Source organism: Pseudomonas sp. B12(2026), assembly GCF_057767015.1.
The window spans coordinates 5,856,305-5,873,627 of record NZ_CM173430.1 but is presented as its reverse complement, the minus strand read 5'-3'; the positions used below and the strand labels follow the sequence as shown (position 1 = coordinate 5,873,627).

Genomic DNA, 17,323 nt, shown 5'->3' with positions numbered 1-17,323 from the left:
CGCGGCGGAGTCGGTTCGCGAGCAAGCTCGCTCCTACGAAGAGCAAAAAACTGCGCTGGCGCGTCAGATCGCTTCCAGCTTCGCGTACCCCATCATCAGCCACTTGCTGCCTTCGCTGTCGAAGTTCACCTGCACCCGCGCCTGGGCGCCGGAGCCTTCGAAGTTGAGGATCACGCCGTCGCCGAACAGCGGGTGGCGCACGCTCTGGCCGAGGCTGAAGGGGGTGTCCGGGACGTTGGCGCCGCTGAACAGGTTGCCGCTGCGCTGGCCGCCGGCGAGCGGGCGGCTCACCGAGTTGGACAGGCGCACTTCCTGGATCAGGCCCGGCGGGATTTCGCGGACGAAGCGCGAGACCTTGTTGTAGGTCTCGCTGCCGTACAGCCGGCGGGTCTCCGCGTAGGTCATGACCAGGCGCTGCATGGCGCGGGTGATGCCCACGTAGGCGAGGCGGCGCTCCTCTTCGAGACGGCCGGGTTCTTCCAGGCTCATCTTGTGCGGGAACAGGCCTTCCTCCATGCCGGCGAGGAACACCAGCGGGAACTCCAGGCCCTTGGCGCTGTGCAGCGTCATCAGCTGCACGCTGTCCTCGAAGGCGTCGGCCTGGGTATCGCCGGATTCCAGCGCGGTGTGGTCGAGGAAGGCCACCAGCGGCGGGGTGTCCTCGTCGTCCGGGGTCTCGAAGGCGCGGGCGGCGCTGACCAGTTCTTCCAGGTTTTCCACCCGGGCCTGGCCTTTCTCGCCCTTTTCTTCCTTGTGGTAGGTGATCAGCCCGGACTGCTCGATGACGATCTGGGTCATCTGGTGCAGCGGCAGGCCTTCCACCTTCAGCGCCAGCAGGTCGACGGTCTCGAGGAAACCGTTCAGCGCGCTGGCGGCGCGGCCGGCCACGGCCTTGGCGGCGATCACGTCGTTGATCGCCCGCCACATCGAGGTGCCATTCAGGCGCGCGGCGTTGCGGATCGCCTCGACGGTCTTCTCGCCGATGCCGCGCGGCGGCACGTTGATCACCCGCTCCAGCGCGGCGTCGTCGTCGCGCAGGCGGATCAGGCGCAGGTAGGCCAGGGCGTTCTTGATCTCGGCGCGCTCGAAGAAGCGCTGGCCGCCGTAGATGCGGTAGGGAATCTTCTCGCGCAGCAGTGCCTCTTCCAGCACCCGGGACTGGGCGTTGGAGCGGTAGAGGATGGCGATTTCGCTGCGCTTGAGGCCGTCCTTGCGCAGGGCGTCCTCGATGGTCTCGACGATGTAGCGCGCCTCGTCGTGCTCGTTGAAGCCGGCGTAGAGGGTGATCGGCTCGCCGTCGGCGCCGTCGGTCCAGAGTTCCTTGCCCAGGCGCCCGCTGTTGTTGGCGATCAGCGCGTTGGCGGCCTTCAGGATGGTGGCGGTGGAGCGGTAGTTCTGCTCCAGGCGGATGTCCTCGGTGCCGGCGAAGTCGTCGGCGAAATGCTGGATGTTCTCGATCTTCGCGCCGCGCCAGCCGTAGATCGACTGGTCGTCGTCGCCCACCACCATCAGGCTCTCGCCGCCCTTGGCGAGGAAGCGCAGCCAGGCGTACTGCACGGCGTTGGTGTCCTGGAACTCGTCCACCAGGATGTGGCGGAAGCGCCGCTGGTAGTGCTCCAGCAGGCTCGGACGGTTGCGCCAGAGGTCCAGCGAGCGCAGCAGCAGCTCGGCGAAGTCGACCACGCCGGCGCGGGCGCAGGCCTCTTCGTAGGCCTGGTAGATGCTGACCATGGTCGACAGGTAGAGGTCGCCGCTGGCCTGGATGTTCTGCGGACGGTTGCCCTCGTCCTTCTGTCCGTTGATGAACCACTGCGCCTGGCGCGGCGGCCAGCGCTGCTCGTCGAGGCCCAGCTCGCGGACCACGCGCTTGACCAGGCGCAGCTGGTCGTCGCTGTCGAGGATCTGGAAGTTCTCCGGCAGCCCGGCTTCCTGCCAGTGCGCGCGCAGCAGGCGGTGCGCCAGGCCGTGGAAGGTGCCGACCCACATGCCGGCCGGATTGATCCCCAGCAACTGCTCGATCCGCGCGCGCATCTCGGCGGCGGCCTTGTTGGTGAAGGTCACGGCCAGGATGCTGTGCGGCGAGGCGCGCTCCACCTGGATCAGCCAGGCGATGCGGTGCACCAGCACGCGGGTCTTGCCGGACCCGGCGCCGGCGAGCACGCGCTGGCGCCCCAGCGGCGCGGCCACGGCCTGGCGCTGCGGGTCGTTGAGGGAGTTGAGCAGGAGGGAAAGGTCGTCGTTCATGGGACGGCATTCTACCGACGGGCGGTTTTCCCCGGCAAACCGGCCCGCCGTCCGGCGCAGTCCCGACGAAAGTTGGGCAGGCAGCCGGCCAAATGCCATCTGTCATGCTTGGGTGGGGCTGCCTCCTCGGTTATGCTCCGCCGACGCCTAGGCCAGACAACTAGAAAAACCGCCTATGACCGCTTATGTAGAGCCTTCGGCGATCCCGGTGAGCCATGCCGAGATTCGCCAGCAGTATGCTCACGAGATCGCCGTCGAACGCACCCGCCTGCTCTACCAGGGGTCGCGGGTGCCGACGCTGCTCATGCTGCTCAACGGCCTGGCCTGCGCCGGCCTGCTGTGGGACCAGGTATCCGCCGGGCTGCTTTCCGGCTGGCTGGTGTCGCTGGTATTGCTGGCCGTGCTGCGGCTGATCCAGGTTTCCGCCTTCCACGCCGCTTCCGCCGAGCGCCAGGCCAGCCGCCACTGGCAGCGCGCCTTCCTGTTCGGCGCCGGGGCTTCCGGCCTGACCCTGGCTTTCGCCGCCATCGCCCTGGTGCCGGCGGACGCCTTTCTCCAGCAGTCCCTGGTGTTCGGCCTGATCGCCGCCGCGATCCTTTCCGCCAGCGTGGCCTACGCAGTCAGCCTGCCGGCGTTCCTCACCTTCGCCTTGCCCTGCCTGTTCCCCTCGATTGCCTACCTGCTGCTCAGCCAGAACCCGCTGCAGCAGGGCTGGGGGCTGCTCGGGGTGATCCTCCTGGCGGCGCTGCTGGTGGTGGCCTGGCAGATTCACCGGCTGGTCCACACCAGCCTGCTGCGGCGCTTCCAGGCCCAGGCGCTGGTGGCGCACCTGGAGCGCGCCAACAGCCAGGCCGAGGCGCTGAACCACGACCTGGAGCGCGAAGTCGAGCAGCGCCGCCGCGCCGAGCGCGAGCTGTGCCGCGCCCGCGACGCCCTGCAGGCGCGGGTGGAGGCGGGCAGCGCGCAGCTCAGCCACACCGAGGCGCGCCTGGCGCTGGCGCTGGAGGCCAGCGAGCTGGGCCTGTGGGACTGGAACCTGCTGACCGACGAGGTGCACCACTCGCACCTGGAGGAAATCTTCGGGCTGACCCAGGCGGCGGTGAAGAGCGTACGCAACGACCTGCGCCCGCGCCTGCACCCGGACGACCTGCCGCTGCTGCGCCGGGCGCTGGTCGAGCACCTCAAGGGGCGCACCGACGGCTACCGCATCGAATACCGCGTGCGCCACGCCGACGGCCACTGGGTCTGGGTGGAGGACCGCGGCCGGGCGATGGCGCGCGACGCCCGCGGGCAGGTCACGCGGATGGTCGGCACCCGCGCCGACATTTCCGCCCGCAAGCTGCGCGAGGAAGAACAGCACCTGGCCGCCACCGTGTTCGAGGCGGCCAGCGAAGGCATCGTCATCCTCGACCCGGACTACCGCCTGATCGCCCTCAACGAGGCCTTCATCCGCCTCACCGGCTACCGCCGCGAGGAGCTGCTGGGGTGCAACGCCAGCCGGCTGATGGGCTCGGCGGAAACCCTGCGCCGCTACCAGGGCATCCGCGCCGAACTGGAGCGCAACGGCACCTGGCAGGGCGAGCTGATCGACACGCGCAAGAACGGCGAGCTGTACCCGCAGTGGCTGCAGCTCAACGTGGTGCGCGACGGCCGCGGGCAGGTGACCCATGTGGTCGGCTTCTTCGCCGACCTCACCGCCCGCCGCGACGCCGAGGAGCGCCTGCGCTACCTGTCGCACTACGACGAGCTCACGGGCCTGGCCAACCGCACGCTGTTCAAGGAGCGCCTGCACGAGGCCGGCCAGCGCGCCCGCCAGGATGGCCGCACGGCGGCGCTGCTGCTGATCGACCTGGACCGCTTCAAGCTGCTCAACGACAGCCTCGGCCACGAGGTCGCCGACCAGTTGCTGCGGCAGATGGCGCGGCGCATGACCCAGACGGTGCCCGAGGCGGACACCATCGCCCGGCTGTCGAGCGACGAGTTCGCCGTGCTGATCGACTCCTACGCCAGCCTCGCGGCGCTGGCGCGCCTGTCCAGCCGCCTGCTGGCCAAGCTGCGCACGCCAATGACCGTGGGCGGCCACGAACTGGTGATCAGCGCCTCGGTGGGCATCAGCCTGCTGCCGGACAACGCCTGGGAAATCTCCGCGCTGATGAGCCAGGCGAACATGGCCATGCAGCACGCCAAGCACCTGGGCGGCAACACCTTCCAGTTCTTCACCGACAACCTGCAGGCCTGCACCCTGGAGCGTCTGCAGCTGGAAACCCGGCTGCGCAAGGCCATCGACGAAGGCCAGCTGGACGTGCACTACCAGCCCAAGCTGAACCTCGCCAACGAGCGCCTGGACAGCGCCGAGGCGCTGGTGCGCTGGCGCCACCCGGAGATGGGCATGGTGCCGCCCGGCGACTTCATCGGCCTGGCCGAGGAGACCGGGCTGATCGGCGCCATCGGCGAGTTCGTCCTGCGTCGCGCCTGCCAGCAGGCCCGGGCGTGGCAGCGCCAGGGCCACGAATTGCGCGTCTCGGTGAACCTCTCGGTGCACCAGCTGCGCACCGGCAACCTGGTGGAGCTGGTGCGCGCCGTGCTCGACGAGACCGGCCTGCCGCCGCGCCTGCTGGAACTGGAGCTGACCGAAAGCCAGCTGCTGGACAACGTCGAGAGCGTCACCACGACCTTCCGCCAGCTGCGCGAGATGGGCGTGACCCTGGCCATCGACGACTTCGGCACCGGCTATTCCTCGCTCAGCTACCTCAAGCGCTTCCCGGTGGACTACGTGAAGATCGACCAGACCTTCATCCGCGACCTGTCGCAGCAGGGCGAGGACGCGGCCATCACCCGGGCGATCATCGCCATGGCGCACAGCCTGGAACTGAAGGTGGTGGCGGAGGGCGTCGAGCAGGCCGAGCAGCTGCGCTTCCTGCGCGCCCACGGCTGCGACGAGATCCAGGGCTTCCTGATCAGCCCGCCGCTGCCGGCCGAGGGCGTCCTCGACCGATTGCAGGCGGGCGTCCCGGCGCCCTGAGCCGCGGGGTTACTGGTGCTGGTGCTCGTGGTCGGCGGAGATGCCCTGCAGCACGTTCTGGTCGATCTCGCTGAAACTCAGCACGCGGCCGCCCTCGGCACTGGCCATGCGATCGGCATCCGCCCGCTGGGCGAACGACGCGAGGGTGGCGCCCATGCCCCCCGGACGCTTCACGCCGACCACGTAGAAGGCGCTGGTGGCGTCGACCAGGTGCCGGTCATCGGGATGGTTCCAGTCGCTGCGGGCCATGTCGTGCACGTACAGGCGCGCGCCGCTGTGCTGGTTTTCCGGCTGCAGCCACCAGCCGAGCAGTTCGGCGGTGGAGCAGAACTTGTGCACCGCGCCGGGGGCGACCGCTTCGCCCTTGGGCCCGGGGAAGTCCTCGATGAGCATGCCGCAGACGTGGCATTCATCGCCCTTCTGGAACGGCACCGGGGCCAGGTTCGCGGTTTCCTCGGCGGCGTTGTCGCAGCCGGCCAGGAACAGGCTGAACAGGCCGGCCAGCAGGCCGAGGCGGAGGTGACGGGACAACAGCATGGTGATTCCTCGTGTCAGAGCGGGCGCCGGCGGAACAGCGCGTAGGCCAGGGCCAGCGCCGCCAGGGTCCAGCCGCACAGGGCCAGCCACAGCACGGCGGGCGCTACCGGCAGGTCGTTGCCCAGGGACAGGACGCCGCCCAGCTCGGCGCCGAAGCCGGGCAGGTTGATCAGGCGGTACAGGTCGGTGGGGTTGAGCATCAGCAGCCAGGGCAGCAGGTTGGCGCTGATCTGCCCCTTGCCGATCACCAGCAGCGCCAGCAGGGCGAGGTCGAACAGCAGCACGAAGAAGAACCACACGCCCAGGGCCAGGCCGGCGGCGGTGGATTTCTCGCTGACCCGGCTGCTCAGCGCGTAGGCGATGGCCAGGAAGGTCCAGCCGAGCAGGCAGGACGACAGGATGAAGCGCCCGAAGGAGGCCAGCAGCTGCCCCAGCGGGATGTCCTGGACCAGCACGGCGATGGCCAGCGCGGCGGCGGAGAAGCCCAGCAGGGTGGCCAGGCCGAGGACCATGCCGTGGCCGAGGAACTTGCCCAGCAGCAGCTGGCCGCGGCTCAGCGGGTAGGTCAGCAGGAGCATCAGGGTGCCGCCTTCCTCCTCGCCGACGATGGCGTCGTAGGCCAGCAGCAGGGCGATCAGCGGCATCAGGAAGGTCGCAAGGCTGGTCAGGCTGGCGAGGGTCGCCGGCAGCGAGGTGAAGCCCACCTGGCCGCTGGCGGCGGCGCCGAGCCAGGCGATGCCGACGGCCAGCAGGGCGAACAGCAGGCTGATGGCGAGCAGCCAGCGGTTGCGCAGGCCATCGGCCAGTTCCTTGCGGGCGATGTTCCAGAGCGGATTCATGAGTGTGTTCCCGTGGCGGGGTGGTTGTCGCCCATGTGGTGGCGATAGAGGTCTTCCAGCGACGGCGGCAGCACCTCGAGTTCCTGCGCCCGGCCTGCGAGCAGCTCGCTGAGCACCTCGTGCTGCCGGCTTTCGCTGACGCGCAGCTCCAGGCGCCGTCCATCCAGGGCCTCGACGCCGTGGCCGGCGGCCCGCCAGCGGTGCGAGCGGTCGTCGTTGGCCGCGCCGGCGAAGCGGATGCGCACCGGCAGGCCGGCGTCGCGGCGCAGTTCGGCCAGGCTGCCGACCTTCAGCAGGCGGCCCTTGGCGAGGATCGCCGCGCGGTCGATGTGCGACTCGACGCCCGGCAGCACGTGGGAGCAGAGGATGATCCCGGTGCCCTGCGCGCGCAGGCGGTCGAGCCACTGGTACAGCTCGATGGTGGCGATGGGGTCGAGGCCGACGGTGGGTTCGTCGAGCAGCAGCAGTTGCGGCTGGCCGAGCAGGGCCTGGGCCAGGCCGAGGCGCTGGCGCATGCCCTTGGAGTAGGTCTTCACCCGGCGCCCGGCGGCGTGGTTGAGGCCCACCTGTTCGAGCAGGTCGTCCACCTCGTGGGCGGCGGCGCCCTTGAGCCGGGCGAAGTGCTGCAGGGTCTCGCGGCCGGTCAGCTGCGGGTAGAAGGTCACGTTCTCCGGCAGGAATCCGGTGCGGCGGCGCACCGCCGGGTCGCTCGGTTCCTTGCCGAACACCCGCACGCTGCCGCGGGTCGGTTGCAGCAGGCCGAGGATCAGCTTGATCGTGGTGGTCTTGCCGGCGCCGTTGTGGCCGAGCAGGCCGAGCACCTCGCCGGCGCCCAGTTGCAGGTCGAGGCCGTGCAGGGCGGTGAAGCCGCCGTAGTCCAGGGAGGCCTCGCGTATCTCGATGGGTTTCATGACCGTGGTTCCTGGTCCGGGGCCCGCATCAGCGGGAAACTGTCGCGCACGCCGGGCGGGCGGGTGACGGGGAAGGCGCGCTGGACCCAGCGCAGCAGCTCGATGGCCGGGCTGGTCATCAGCAGTTGCACCTGCGGGTACATCCACAGCAGCTGGTCGACCTTGTCGTTGGGTTCGTAGGCGACGTCGCCGATCCCGTCGGCGTTGCGGTCCCAGCCCAGGTAGTCGCTCCAGAAGTTGCCGCGGCCGTCGGCCGACCATTCCTGGGTCCGGCTGGCCACGTACTTGACCTGCTGGCGGTTGCCGATGAAGACGTTGCCGGCGATGCGGTTGTCCTCGGAGCCGGCGGTCAGGTGGATGCCCAGGGCGCTGTTTTCGAAGCGGTTGTTCTCGATGCGGTTGAACAGCGAGTTGTAGATGAACAGGGCCTTGCCTTCGGCGCCGGAGATCATCGCGTCGCCGCCGCCATCGCCGCTGCGCACACTGTCCACCTGGTTGTCGGTGAGGGTGGAGTAGGTGATGTAGTTCATCAGGATGCCGTAGTTCTGGTCATCCACCGAGCGGTTGCCGACCACGGTGAGGTGGTGGCTCTGCATCAGCGCGTAGCCGGTGCGCGTATGCCGGGTCAGGTTGCCGATCACGCGGCTGTTGTTGGTGAACATGTAGTGCACCCCGTAACGCAGGTCCTCGAAGCGGTTGTCTTCGATGGTGCTGTCGTTGGAGGTGTCGATGTAGACGCCGTCGCGGGTCTGGTGCACCTGGTTGCCGCGCACCAGGGCGTTCTTCACCGCGTAGAGGTGGATGCCGTTGCCACGGTCCTGGGAGCGCACGCTGGGGTCGCCCTGGATGTGGTTGTCGAGGATCTGGACATCCTGGGTGGCGTCGAGCCAGATACCGAAGCCGATGCCTTGCAGGTCATTGCCGCGGACGATGGTGCCCTTGGCGATCTTGTCGACGAAGATCGCCGCGTCCATGGCCGTCAGGTCATGGCCCCAGTTGCGCAGGGTGCAGCCTTCGACGGTGACGCCGGGGACCCGGACGTGCAGCGTGCTGCCCTGGCCCAGGCCGTCGATCAGCGCGCCGGGCGCGCAGCGCAGGTGCAGCGGTTGGTCGATGGTGTAGTTGCCGGTGTAGTTGCCGGCCGGCAGGGTGCGGATTTCCCCATCGGTCTGCAGCGGCAGCTGGTCGATGGATTGCGGCTGCGCCTGGGCGCCCGCCGCGGACAACAGTAGCGGCCACAGCAACAGGGCTAGGCTTGGCCTCGTGGGTAACATGCAACACCTTCTCATCAATGGCCCCGCCGGCGGCTGCCGGCGGGGCCAGGGGCCTGGAATCAGGCCTTTTCCACCAGCATGCGGCCGACCATTTCCATGTGCAGCGCATGGCAGAACCAGCTGCAGTAGTACCAGTGCAGGCCGGGCTTGTCAGCGGTGAAGGTGATGGACGAGGTCTGGTGCGGGCTGATTTCCATGCTCGCGCCATGGTTGACCATGACGAAGCCGTGGGTCACGTCCTCGATCTCGTCGATGTTGGTGATGGTGACGGTGACTTCGTCGCCCTGCTTCACGGTGAACTCGGTGATGCCGTAGGTGGGCGCCGACGAGGTCATGTACACGCGCACCTTCTTGCCGTCGCGGATGACCTTGTTGTCCTTCATCAGGTCGATGCCGTCGGCCTTGGCCCGTTCCACCGTCGGGGCGAAGAACGGATCGTTGCGGTCCCAGATCTTCTTGGTCTTGATCTGGTCGCGGCGGGCCAGGATGCAGTCGTGCGGCTCGGCGAAGGTGGGGCCGTCGTGGAGCACCTTCATCTCGTCGCCGGAGATGTCGATCAGCTGGTCGTTCTCCGGGTGCAGCGGGCCGGTCGGCAGGAAGCGGTCCTTGGAGAACTTGCTCAGCACGATGACCCACTTGCCGTCGGCTTCGCTGGTCTCGGTCAGCGAGGCGTGGTTGTGGCCGGGCTGGTACTGGACGTCGAGCTTCTGGCGGATGTAGTCGACCTTCTCGCCCTTGTAGGCGCGGCGGGCGTCTTCCAGGTTCCACTTGACCAGCTGGCTGTCGATGAACAGCGTGGTGTAGGCGTTGCCGCGACCGTCGAAGGTGGTGTGCAGCGGGCCGAGGCCCAGTTCCGGCTCGCCGACCACCACGTCACGCGCGTCCTTGAGCTTGCCGGCGAACAGGTCGGGCAGCTTGTCGATGGCGATCATGGTGCAGGTCGGGGACAGCTTGCCGTTGGCGATGAAGTACTTGCCGTCCGGCGAGGTGTTCAGGCCGTGCGGGTTCTTCGCCACCGGGATGTAGCGGGTGACGGCGCTGTCCTTGCCGTCCTTCTTGCGGCCATCGACCACCGGCACCTTGCTGTCGCCGAGGGTGATGAAGCGCTTGGCCTTGATTTCCTTCTCGATCGCCGGGATGTCGAACACCACCACCCAGTCGCGCTCGTTGCGCATCATGCCGGCCAGGTCGGTGGCCTTCTCCGAGTTGTAGCAGGTGGAGGCGGAGAAGCGACCGGTGTAGTCCGCGTCGGTGTTGTCGAGGTTGCCGTCGACGATCACCTGCCAGGCCACTTCCATGGTCTCGGCGTCGACCGCGTTGTACATGGTGAAGGCGTTTTCGCCGGTGATGTCGAAGCTCGATCCGTCATTGGGATGCGGGATGACGAATTCGGCGTTGCAGAGCACGTACTTGGTGTGCGGCACCTTCTGCAGGCGCAGGCCGTGGATCGCCTGCACGTTGGGGATGGTGGTGATCTTGTCGCACTTCATGATGTCCAGACGGATACGTGCGATGCGGCTGTTGGCCTTGTCGTTGATGAACAGGTACTTGCCGTCGTACTTGCCGTCGGTCATCGAGATGTGCGGGTGGTGGCAGTCGCCGTTGTGGAAGCGCGCGCCCTCGCCGAGAACGTGCTTGCTCTCGTTGGTCAGGCCCCAGCCGGTGGCCGAGTCGGTGTTGAACACCGGGATGCGCATCAGTTCGCGCATCGACGGAACGCCCATCACCCGCACTTCACCCTGGTGGCCGCCGCTCCAGAAGCCGTAGTAATCGTCCAGCTCGCCGGGGGCGACGTGGATCTTGTCCTGGGCCGATTTCACCGCTTCCGCCCAGGCTTCGCGGGAGGTGAACGCGCCCATCGAGCCGGCGGTCACCAGTGCCGCTGCGCCGGTAACCGCGGAGGCGCCGAGGAAGCCCCGGCGGCTGAGGCCGGTCGATTCTTCCTGCTGCTGTTTCTTCTCAGTCATGGTTTGCTCCTTTCCATAAGGCGACAATTCAGATTTCTTGCACCGCAATCAGCTCGGGCTCGCTCGTGGTCGCGCGTTTGCCACGTTTCTTGCGCTTGTTCACCAACGGCGGACACTTGTTCTCGTTGTGATAGGTCATCTGGCAGTCGAGGCAGTAATGGCACTCGTTGGCGTTGATCCGGCCGTCCGGATGGATCGCCTGGATCTCGCACTCCTTGGCGCACAGCTGGCACGGCTGGCCACACTCCTTGCGGCGCTTGAGCCAGTCGAACAGCCGCGCCTTGCCGGGAATCGCCAGCGCCGCGCCGAGCGGGCAGACGTAGCGGCAATAGACCTTGCGGCTGAACAGGTTGACGATCAGCAGCACCGCGACATAGGCGACGAACCACCACTGGCGGTCGAAATGCAGGGTGATGGCGGTCTTGAACGGTTCCACCTCGGCGAACCGCTCGGCGCTGGACAGCGATTCCAGGGAGACGCCGAACAGCACCATGAGGACGATGTACTTGATCGCCCACAGGCGTTCATGGACCGCGAAGGGCAGCTCGAACTGCGGCACCCGGAGCTTGCGCGCGAGCTCGTTGAGCAGCTCCTGCAGGGCGCCGAAGGGGCAGAGCCAGCCGCAGAACACGCCGCGTCCCCAGAGCAGGACGCTGGCGGCGGTGAAGGTCCAGAGGATGAACAGCACCGGGTCGATGAGGAACAGTTCCCAGCGGAAGCCTTCGAACAGCGAGTGGACGAAGGTCAGCACGTTGACCACCGAGAGCTGGCCCAGGCAGTACCAGCCGATATACACCAGGGTGAACATCAGGTAGCCGCGGCGCAGCCAGTGCAGCATGCGCGGCCGGCGGGTCAGGTTGTCCTGCAGGAAGAGGATGACCGCGAGCAGGCCCAGGGCGCCGACCAGCACGCTGATCTGGAAGCTCTTCTGGTACCACACGCGCAGCCAGATCGGCCGCTTGGCGTCTTCCAGCGCTTCGAGTTCCTCGGCGGTCGGCTGCGGACGGTCCAGGTAGGCTTCGGGCGTCTGGTAGGACAGGTTGAAGGTGGTGAACAGGCTGGCCACCGGGCCGGTCTGGCGACGCACCAGCAGCTCCAGGTCCCAGGGAGTGCCCGGGTCGAAGCGCTGCGCCGCGCGGACGATGAAGATCGCCATCTCGGGGAAGTGCGGCATGCCGGTGGCGTAGGTGTCCGAGAGGCGGATGTAGTCGAGGTCGCGGAAGCTCATGATGTCGCCGAACTGGCGGATCTGCACCCGGTCGAAGATGCCGCCGCGCACGTAGCCCGAGCCCTTGAACGAGTACTGGCCGTCGCCCATGACCACCACGGCGTGCTCGCCGGGCTTCAGGCTGTCCATCAGGTCGCGGTACTGGCGCTCGCCGAGCAGGTTGCGGCCGATGCTCGGCGGGTTGAGCAGCGCGGTATAGAGGTCGATGAAGGTTTCCCCCCGCTGCTGCGGGTCGTTGGCCTTGCCCACCTTCTCCGCCTCGGTGCCCTTGAAGGCGTCGTCGATCTGCCCGCGGGTCAGCGTCAGGCGGCGGATGGCGCCGCTGCCGAGCATTTCGTCCCAGCTGGCGCCCTGGAACAGGTCGGCGCGCACGTTGGCGGGCTTGGGCCGGACCTTGCCGGTGTCCTTGATCAGGCCGAGGGAGACCGCCACGGTGCTGGCGGCGCGCATGATGATCTCGTTGACCACCATGACCGTCACGGTGGCGCCGGCGACGGCATCCACGGTGACCGTCTGCGGATCGCCGGAGCGGCCCACGGCGACCCGCTGGTCGGCGCGCAGCCCGGAGTAGCCGCCGGTGAAGGCGTGCAGTTTGGCTTCGGGAATGCCGATCAGCAGGATCGGCTCATGGTGTTCGAGGACGTAGGCGTCGCGGATCACGGCTTGCGGATCGAGGATCAGCTGAACGTTGATCGGCTTGCCGGAGTAGGCCGGCATGCGGGTGACGCTGAAGCTCTGGAAGGCATAGCCGAGGAGCTTGTCGCCCTGGGACAGGCGCCGTACGCCATATTCGCCTTCGGGCTCGCCGATATGATCGGCCTGGGGGAACACTTGCAGGATGCGGGTACGTTCCAGGGCGCTGAGTTCCGCCCCATGGGCGACCAGGCCGGCCATCAGCAGCAGACAGCCAAGCAGTGCCCCGAACACATTGCGAACGCGGACCATTGGGGCCCCCTTCCACCAATCGCCGCTAGAAAAGCTGCGCTACGTCAGGGAACGGCGGCCTCTGACGTAGCGCATGGCATTACTTGAGGGTGACGATCCACTCGGCCAGGGCCTTGGCCTCTTCCGGGGTCACGTTGTTCGGCGGCATCTGCATCTGGCCCCACTTGCCTTTGCTGCCGGTGGTGATGCTCTTGACGATCTGGTCAACACCGTCCTTCTGCGCGGCGTACTTGGCGCCGACCTCCTTGAGGGCCGGGCCGACCAGCTTCGAGTCGACGGTGTGGCAGCCCACACAGGGTTTCGACTTGAACAGGTCTTCGCCGGGACTGGCCATTGCAGTGGCCTGGAACGCCAGACCGCCGAACAGCACGGCAAGCAGGGCTTTGTTCATGTACACATCTCCTCATTGGCTTGGCGTCTCAGCGCCGATTGGGTCCGGCGGAGTCTAGCCGGCATTGGCGGCAATTCTAGGAGGACGCGCTCGGCTTCCGCTTGATACCAATCAAGAACTCCCGGCGCTGCGCTTGAGACGAGGGGCCTCAGTGGGTAGTTTGCCCAGCCATAGCTTTCGACGGAGACCCACACGCCATGAACGCCCCCGCTCAGAACATCCCGCCGCTCTTCTACCAGGCGACCGGCAACGAGGTGGCGCTGTTCACCGAGGCTTCCGCGCAGGGCATGCCGGTGCTGATCAAGGGCCCGACCGGCTGCGGCAAGACCCGTTTCGTCCAGCACATGGCGCAGCGCCTGAACCTGCCGCTGTACACCGTGGCCTGCCACGACGACCTGTCGGCGGCGGACCTGGTCGGCCGTCACCTGATCGGCAGCGACGGCACCTGGTGGCAGGACGGCCCGCTGACCCGCGCGGTGCGCGAGGGCGGCATCTGCTATCTCGACGAGGTGGTGGAGGCGCGCCAGGACACGGTGGTGGTGCTGCACCCGCTGGCGGACGACCGCCGCGAGCTGTTCATCGAGCGCACCGGCGAAGCGCTGGTGGCGCCGCCCGGCTTCATGCTGGTGGTGTCCTACAACCCCGGTTACCAGAACCTGCTCAAGGGCATGAAGCCCAGCACCCGCCAGCGCTTCGTCGCCCTGCGCTTCGACTACCCGGCGCCGGAGGTGGAGGCCGGGATCATCGTCCGCGAGGCCGGCGTTTCCGCCGAGCTCGCGCAGCGCCTGGCGCAACTGGGCGTGGCCCTGCGCCGGCTGGGCCGGCAGGAGCTGGAGGAAGTCTGCTCGACGCGCCTGCTGGTGCTCACCGCGCGCCTGCTGCAGGCCGGCGTGGCGCCGCGCGACGCCTGCCGCGCCGGACTGGCCGAGCCGCTGTCGGACGACGAAGCCACGGTCGCCGCACTGATGGACCTGGTCGATGTCCACTTCGCCTGAGGTTTCGCTCGCTGCCCGGCGCCTGCCGGGCGACCTGGCGATGTGGTTCTTCATCCTCGCCGAGCTGACCGTCTTCGCCATCCTGATCATCGTCTTCGCCGTGGCCCAGCACCTGGACGGCGCGGGCTTCCGCGCCGGGCGCGCGGAGCTGGACCTGTCCATCGCCCTGGCGCTGACCCTGACCCTGCTCACCGCCGGCTTCTGCGCGGCGCTGGCGGTGGAGCAGGTGCGCCGCCGGCGCCAGGGGCGCGCGGCGGTGCTGCTGGGCGTCGCCCTGCTGCTGGGGCTGGCGCATGTGGCGCTGAAGTCCGGCGAGTACTACCACCTCGCCGCGCGCGGGCTGGACCTGGAATACAGCACCTTCTTCACGCTGTTCTGGCTGATCACCGGCTTCCACTTCCTGCACGTGTGGCTGGGGCTGGTGATCCTCGGCTGGATGATGCTGCGCTGCCTGCGCGGCGCGTACCGCGGCGATGCGCTGGGCGGGCTGGAATCCGGCACGCTGTACTGGCACATGGTCGACCTGGTCTGGGTGGTGCTGTTCCCCTTGGTCTACGTATTGGCGCCCGCATCATGAAGACATTGCTCATCGCCTGGCTGCTGATGCTGCCCATGTCCGTCGCCGGGGTCTGGCTGGGCCATCATGCGCCCGATGCGTTGCTGCCGGTGGCGGTGATCCTCGCCCTCGGCCTGGGCAAGGCCTGGCTCATCGCCCTGCGCTTCATGGAACTCGGCCACGGCCCGCGGCTGTGGCGTTCGCTGCTGCTCGGCTGGCCGCTGGTGGTCACCAGCGTGATCCTGGCGCTGCACGCGACCCACTGAGTTTCCAGCGGGGAAATATCCGGCCTTCGGGCACTCCATGACGCCACGCCACGCCCCTCGGCCGTGGCGTCCGCCGCCGCCTGCGTCATCCTGGCGCATTGCGCAACGCACTGATTTACCTACGAAAAAAATACCTGACTTAAAGCATTGGTCTTTCTTGATCGCCATCAAGCGGGTTCATTCGGCGCCCTTCCTAAAATGGCATCGGACCGTGACCTAGGAGGGCCCCATGTCAGAGACATTCACCAAAGGTATGGCGAGGAACATCTACCTGGGAGGAGGCGTGTTCTTCTTCCTGGTGTTCCTCGCCCTCACCTATCACACAGAGAAGAAGTTCCCCGAACGCACCAACCAGAGTGAGCTCACCGAGTCGGTGGTGCGCGGCAAGCTGGTCTGGGAGCAGAACAACTGCATCGGCTGCCACTCGATCCTCGGCGAAGGGGCCTACTTCGCACCCGAGCTGGGCAACGTGGTCGTCCGCCGCGGCGGCGACGCGGCCTTCGACACCTTCCTCGCCGCCTGGATGAAGATGCAGCCGTTGGGCATCCCCGGCCGCCGGCAGATGCCGCAGTTCCACCTCAGTGACCAGGAGGTCTCCGACCTCGCCGCGTTCCTGCGCTGGACCTCGAAGATCGATACCAACAAATGGCCGCCGAACAAGGAGGGTTGATCATGACCCCGAGCAATCCGCATCTGAAATTCGCCTCGCAGGCAGTGGCCAAGCCGTACTTCGTGTTCGCCCTGATGCTCTTCGTCGGGCAGATCCTGTTCGGTCTGATCATGGGCATGCAGTACGTGGTCGGTGACTTCCTGTTCCCTGCCATTCCCTTCAACGTCGCCCGCATGGTGCACACCAACCTGCTGATCGTCTGGTTGCTGTTCGGCTTCATGGGCGCGGCCTACTACCTGATCCCCGAAGAGGCCGACCGCGAGCTGTACAGCCCGAAACTGGCCATCGTGCTGTTCTGGGTGTTCGCCATCGCCGGCGTGCTGACCATCCTCGGCTACCTGCTGGTGCCCTACGCGGGCCTGGCGAAGCTGACCCACAACGAGCTGCTGCCGACCATGGGCCGGGAGTTCCTCGAACAGCCGACCATCACCAAGATGGGCATCGTGGTCGTGGCGCTGGGCTTCCTCTTCAACATCGGCATGACCATGCTCAAGGGTCGCAAGACCACCGTCAGCGTGGTGATGATGACCGGTCTGGTGGGCCTGGCGGTGTTCTTCCTGTTCTCCTTCTACAACCCGGAGAACCTGGCGCGTGACAAGTACTACTGGTGGTGGGTCGTGCACCTGTGGGTGGAAGGCGTGTGGGAGCTGATCATGGGCTCGATGCTGGCCTTCGTCCTGATCAAGGTCACCGGCGTCGACCGCGAAGTGGTGGAAAAGTGGCTGTACGTGATCATCGCCATGGCCCTGATCACCGGCATCATCGGCACCGGTCACCACTTCTTCTGGATCGGCGCACCGGGCGTCTGGCTGTGGCTGGGCTCGATCTTCTCCGCGCTGGAACCGCTGCCGTTCTTCGCCATGGTGCTGTTCGCCTTCAACATGGTGAACCGTCGCCGCCGCGAACACCCGAACAAGGCCACCGCGCTGTGGGCCCTGGGCACCACCGTGACCGCCTTCCTCGGCGCCGGCGTGTGGGGCTTCCTGCACACCCTGGCTCCGGTGAACTACTACACCCACGGTTCGCAGCTCACCGCCGCCCACGGTCACCTGGCCTTCTACGGCGCCTACGTGATGATCGTGCTGACCCTGATCAGCTACGCCATGCCGCGTCTGCGCGGGATCGGCGAAGCGCCTGACGCCCGTTCGCAGAGTCTGGAAATCTGGGGCTTCTGGCTGATGACCATCTCCATGCTGCTGATCACCCTGATGCTCACCGCCGCCGGTGTGGTACAGGTCTGGCTGCAACGCCTGCCGGCTGACGGCGCGGCACTGCCGTTCATGGCCACGGTCGAGCAACTGAAGATCTTCTTCTGGCTGCGCCTGTACTCCGGCTTCGGCTTCCTCATCGGGCTGGTCTGCTACCTGTTCAGCTTCCGCCAGCGCGGTCGCCTCCCGGTAGCCGTCGCCCAGGTGGGCTGACGATCCTTCCACCCGGGGGCCCGTCCGCGCTGCGGCGGGCCCCTTTTTCGTTTTTTG

General features: G+C 67.3%; 14 protein-coding genes. 6 read left to right on the top strand and 8 right to left on the bottom strand.

Annotation, left to right across the window (positions count from 1 at the left end):
• Positions 1-63: 63 nt before the first annotated feature.
• Positions 64-2,244 carry a DNA helicase II gene (gene uvrD, locus AC3B6A_RS27205; RefSeq protein WP_488400194.1) on the bottom strand — a complete coding sequence of 727 codons (2,181 nt, stop codon included), beginning with the start codon at positions 2,242-2,244 and terminating at the stop codon, positions 64-66.
• Between the two features lie 175 nt (positions 2,245-2,419).
• On the opposite strand from uvrD, the gene AC3B6A_RS27200 reads away from it, so the two are divergent.
• Positions 2,420-5,266 carry an EAL domain-containing protein gene (locus tag AC3B6A_RS27200; protein ID WP_488400193.1) on the top strand — a complete coding sequence of 949 codons (2,847 nt, stop codon included), beginning with the start codon at positions 2,420-2,422 and terminating at the stop codon, positions 5,264-5,266.
• A 9-nt stretch (positions 5,267-5,275) separates the two neighbouring features.
• On the opposite strand, the gene AC3B6A_RS27195 is transcribed toward AC3B6A_RS27200, so the two are convergent.
• From AC3B6A_RS27195 to AC3B6A_RS27165, 7 genes are all read right to left on the bottom strand, one after another.
• Positions 5,276-5,797, bottom strand: a complete 522-nt coding sequence (locus AC3B6A_RS27195) for a nitrous oxide reductase accessory protein NosL (protein WP_488403733.1) — start codon at positions 5,795-5,797, stop codon at positions 5,276-5,278.
• 20 nt (positions 5,798-5,817) lie between these two features.
• Complete coding sequence (locus tag AC3B6A_RS27190) at positions 5,818-6,642, bottom strand: ABC transporter permease (RefSeq protein WP_343452231.1); 825 nt, start codon at positions 6,640-6,642, stop codon at positions 5,818-5,820.
• On the bottom strand, positions 6,639-7,553 hold the full coding sequence (locus tag AC3B6A_RS27185; protein WP_488400192.1) for an ABC transporter ATP-binding protein: 915 nt from the start codon (positions 7,551-7,553) through the stop codon (positions 6,639-6,641). Before AC3B6A_RS27185 ends, AC3B6A_RS27190 begins: the two co-directional genes overlap by 4 nt.
• Positions 7,550-8,842 carry a nitrous oxide reductase family maturation protein NosD gene (locus AC3B6A_RS27180; protein ID WP_488400191.1) on the bottom strand — a complete coding sequence of 431 codons (1,293 nt, stop codon included), beginning with the start codon at positions 8,840-8,842 and terminating at the stop codon, positions 7,550-7,552. The genes AC3B6A_RS27185 and AC3B6A_RS27180 overlap by 4 nt, the downstream gene beginning before the upstream one ends.
• A 44-nt stretch (positions 8,843-8,886) precedes the next feature.
• Complete coding sequence (nosZ, locus tag AC3B6A_RS27175; protein WP_488400190.1) at positions 8,887-10,794, bottom strand: TAT-dependent nitrous-oxide reductase; 1,908 nt, start codon at positions 10,792-10,794, stop codon at positions 8,887-8,889.
• 28 nt (positions 10,795-10,822) lie between these two features.
• The gene (gene nosR / locus AC3B6A_RS27170; protein ID WP_488400189.1) at positions 10,823-12,967 is read right to left on the bottom strand and encodes a transcriptional regulator NosR; all 2,145 of its coding nucleotides are present in this window, start codon (positions 12,965-12,967) and stop codon (positions 10,823-10,825) included.
• 79 nt (positions 12,968-13,046) lie between these two features.
• A complete protein-coding gene (locus tag AC3B6A_RS27165) occupies positions 13,047-13,358 on the bottom strand; it encodes a c-type cytochrome (protein ID WP_488400188.1) in 312 nt (103 codons plus the stop codon).
• A 197-nt stretch (positions 13,359-13,555) separates the two neighbouring features.
• Here AC3B6A_RS27165 and AC3B6A_RS27160 point away from each other — a divergent pair, with 197 nt between their 5' ends.
• The 5 genes from AC3B6A_RS27160 (at position 13,556) to AC3B6A_RS27140 (ending at position 17,266) form a co-directional block, all read left to right on the top strand.
• A complete protein-coding gene (locus tag AC3B6A_RS27160) occupies positions 13,556-14,353 on the top strand; it encodes a CbbQ/NirQ/NorQ/GpvN family protein (RefSeq protein WP_488400187.1) in 798 nt (265 codons plus the stop codon).
• Positions 14,337-14,930, top strand: coding sequence for a cytochrome c oxidase subunit 3 (locus AC3B6A_RS27155; RefSeq protein ID WP_488400186.1), 594 nt, complete (start codon positions 14,337-14,339; stop codon positions 14,928-14,930). Before AC3B6A_RS27160 ends, AC3B6A_RS27155 begins: the two co-directional genes overlap by 17 nt.
• Entirely contained in the window at positions 14,927-15,175 is a 249-nt protein-coding gene (locus AC3B6A_RS27150) for a cytochrome C oxidase subunit IV family protein (RefSeq protein WP_488400184.1), read from the top strand. The genes AC3B6A_RS27155 and AC3B6A_RS27150 overlap by 4 nt, the downstream gene beginning before the upstream one ends.
• Positions 15,176-15,404: 229 nt before the next feature.
• Positions 15,405-15,845, top strand: a complete 441-nt coding sequence (locus AC3B6A_RS27145) for a c-type cytochrome (protein WP_488400183.1) — start codon at positions 15,405-15,407, stop codon at positions 15,843-15,845.
• Between the two features lie 2 nt (positions 15,846-15,847).
• Positions 15,848-17,266, top strand: a complete 1,419-nt coding sequence (locus AC3B6A_RS27140; RefSeq protein ID WP_488400182.1) for a cbb3-type cytochrome c oxidase subunit I — start codon at positions 15,848-15,850, stop codon at positions 17,264-17,266.
• Positions 17,267-17,323 lie beyond the last annotated feature (57 nt).

What these genes read in the sequence shown, in the direction of transcription:
- AC3B6A_RS27180 (WP_488400191.1), bottom strand. Translation starts at nt 8,842, where the DNA reads ATGAGAAGGTGTTGCATGTTACCCACGAGGCCAAGCCTAGCCCTGTTG.
- AC3B6A_RS27150 (WP_488400184.1), top strand. Translation starts at nt 14,927, where the DNA reads ATGAAGACATTGCTCATCGCCTGGCTGCTGATGCTGCCCATGTCCGTC.
- nosR (WP_488400189.1), bottom strand. Translation starts at nt 12,967, where the DNA reads ATGGTCCGCGTTCGCAATGTGTTCGGGGCACTGCTTGGCTGTCTGCTG.
- AC3B6A_RS27190 (WP_343452231.1), bottom strand. Translation starts at nt 6,642, where the DNA reads ATGAATCCGCTCTGGAACATCGCCCGCAAGGAACTGGCCGATGGCCTG.
- AC3B6A_RS27165 (WP_488400188.1), bottom strand. Translation starts at nt 13,358, where the DNA reads ATGAACAAAGCCCTGCTTGCCGTGCTGTTCGGCGGTCTGGCGTTCCAG.
- nosZ (WP_488400190.1), bottom strand. Translation starts at nt 10,794, where the DNA reads ATGACTGAGAAGAAACAGCAGCAGGAAGAATCGACCGGCCTCAGCCGC.
- AC3B6A_RS27140 (WP_488400182.1), top strand. Translation starts at nt 15,848, where the DNA reads ATGACCCCGAGCAATCCGCATCTGAAATTCGCCTCGCAGGCAGTGGCC.
- AC3B6A_RS27155 (WP_488400186.1), top strand. Translation starts at nt 14,337, where the DNA reads ATGTCCACTTCGCCTGAGGTTTCGCTCGCTGCCCGGCGCCTGCCGGGC.
- AC3B6A_RS27145 (WP_488400183.1), top strand. Translation starts at nt 15,405, where the DNA reads ATGTCAGAGACATTCACCAAAGGTATGGCGAGGAACATCTACCTGGGA.
- AC3B6A_RS27160 (WP_488400187.1), top strand. Translation starts at nt 13,556, where the DNA reads ATGAACGCCCCCGCTCAGAACATCCCGCCGCTCTTCTACCAGGCGACC.
- AC3B6A_RS27185 (WP_488400192.1), bottom strand. Translation starts at nt 7,553, where the DNA reads ATGAAACCCATCGAGATACGCGAGGCCTCCCTGGACTACGGCGGCTTC.
- AC3B6A_RS27200 (WP_488400193.1), top strand. Translation starts at nt 2,420, where the DNA reads ATGACCGCTTATGTAGAGCCTTCGGCGATCCCGGTGAGCCATGCCGAG.
- uvrD (WP_488400194.1), bottom strand. Translation starts at nt 2,244, where the DNA reads ATGAACGACGACCTTTCCCTCCTGCTCAACTCCCTCAACGACCCGCAG.